Annotated in this window: 2 protein-coding genes; both read right to left on the bottom strand. The window is 61.7% G+C overall.

Going from position 1 to position 1,891, the window contains the following annotated elements:
* Nucleotides 1-474 precede the first annotated feature (474 nt).
* Complete coding sequence (locus tag HDE77_RS20210; protein ID WP_184419719.1) at nt 475-1,530, bottom strand: phage/plasmid replication protein, II/X family; 1,056 nt, start codon at nt 1,528-1,530, stop codon at nt 475-477.
* Nucleotides 1,527-1,891, bottom strand: a 365-nt coding sequence (locus tag HDE77_RS20205; protein ID WP_221444396.1) for a hypothetical protein, incomplete at its 5' end; no start/stop codon positions are given. The genes HDE77_RS20210 and HDE77_RS20205, both read right to left, overlap by 4 nt.

Here is a 1,891-nt window from a genome sequence, read left to right as displayed (position 1 = left end):
GAGATTCACACGACCGCCAACGCGATCACGGGGGGTGGGTGCCTTAGCCATGGGCGAACCATAACGGGAACCGGTAATCCCCGCAAGGGGGCTAAAGGGGGGGGTACTGTCAAAAGTTGAGACAAATGTGCGGTATCACTGAACCCGCACACCTCCCCAGCTCCTGCCCCCGGCGATGGTACGAAGCGCCACCCCTCCCCATGCCGGCGGGCGGCAAAGCCGCTTCCCGGCGGCATGGGGAGGGGTGGCTTTCTCCGTGTTCGGCGGTAATGCAGGAACAGCAGGTTTGGCGTGAGTGGTGCGCGTCGATCCCAGACACGGCGAAACACCTGGGAGGCGCAGCTCCGATGGGCGTCGAGATCAAGAACGAGCGTCCGGCCTATCGGCCACCTTCGGTAGGCTGCGACAACGGCCATTGTCACTGGCGGTTAAATAGGGACGACCTCAGCAGCGGCGTTTAGACGGCCAAACGGATCAGGCGATCCGGCGAGGTTCCCAGTACAGATGCGTCCCGTGTGCCCAGTCAGGAACAGGGGCTGGCACGGCTTCCAGCACACGCACGAGCGGCACAACGTTGCTCCTTTCCTTCGGGTTCAGCGCGGCAATATCGATGCCATGCGGAAGAAGGTCAGCACGGTAGCGGTAGAACGTTGGACGACTGACGATGGCCCGAAGATCACACCCGGCTTCCCACGACTGGTAGGCCATGCGCAGGGAGGGGCGCAGCGAGTCGAGAACGGAGGCGGAGAGGTGAGCAACGGTGTTCATGGTCATGGCTCCGAGGCGGTCCTGCAGTAACCGCGCGGTTACCGCTGAGTCTACACCGTCGAGCTGTGACCAAGCGGTCACCATGTCCAGTCCGAGGCGGCGCAGCTCCATCGAGCGAAGCACCAATTCTGCACGTAGAGTGCGGTCAGCCCAAGCCAGCGCGTGCGGCAAATCAAGGATCATTTCCTGCCGGTGACCCTTGTCACGGATCTCCTGACCCTTCGCATACAGCTTGAGCGACCAACGCCGGGAGTGCTGGCCAAAGTACAAGGTGCTGCCCTTGACCAACTGACCGCGACCACGGTGCGACAGGTGCGCGGTTTGCTCGGCAGCCCTCAGCCAGGCGAGAACGTCGGACAAATTGCCAAGATGGTACGACTGTGTTTGATCGACACGGGTCAGCCGAACATCCCCGGACAACCATGCGGCCCTGTCCTCAGCCGTTGGAAGTAGACCCAGATCACCAAGACCCGAAAGATGGTCGAGGGTATGCACCACCAACGCGTGCACGTCATCGGAGCCCCACAGGTTGTGACCCTGAAAGAACTTCACCGGGTTACCGGAAATCTCCACATGGGTGAGAGGCTCCGGCGTATGCGTTGCTGTCCGAATGGTGAGGCAGGTATCGAATGAACCGCGAACGCTCGCTCGCTTACGACTCATCCACTGCAACTCACCACCGGGAGCAAGGGAGAGAACTTGGCCGCCGTCGATCGCGTGCGCATGGGCACAGGGCGCGAGGAACGTCAGCCAGTCGATCACTTGAGCAACTTCCGCTTACGAACAACCGCGCGCAGCTTGGTTAATTCGAGCTGGGCTTGCTGGCCACCCTGCACAGCACCACGAAGTGTTTTCGACATCATCGAGAGGCTGTCCATCTGGCCTGCCTTTGCGGCTTCCAGCGCCTCTGCCATCTGTACGAGCTGGGGGGTCATGCTCACCAGCCATTCCCGGACAAAGCTCGCCTTGCCCGTTCCAGCAGCCTCAGCGAGACGACCAAGCACCAGATCGACCTCCGGAGGGAGGGTGAGATTCACACGACCGCCAACGCGATCACGGGGGGTGGGTGCCTTAGCCATGGGCGAACCATAACGGGAACCGGTAATCCCCGCAAGGGGGCTAA

Origin of the sequence: Rhodanobacter sp. MP7CTX1 (assembly GCF_014205795.1) — a bacterium.
Taxonomy (GTDB): domain Bacteria; phylum Pseudomonadota; class Gammaproteobacteria; order Xanthomonadales; family Rhodanobacteraceae; genus Rhodanobacter.
This window is presented reverse-complemented; position numbering and strand designations above follow the sequence as displayed.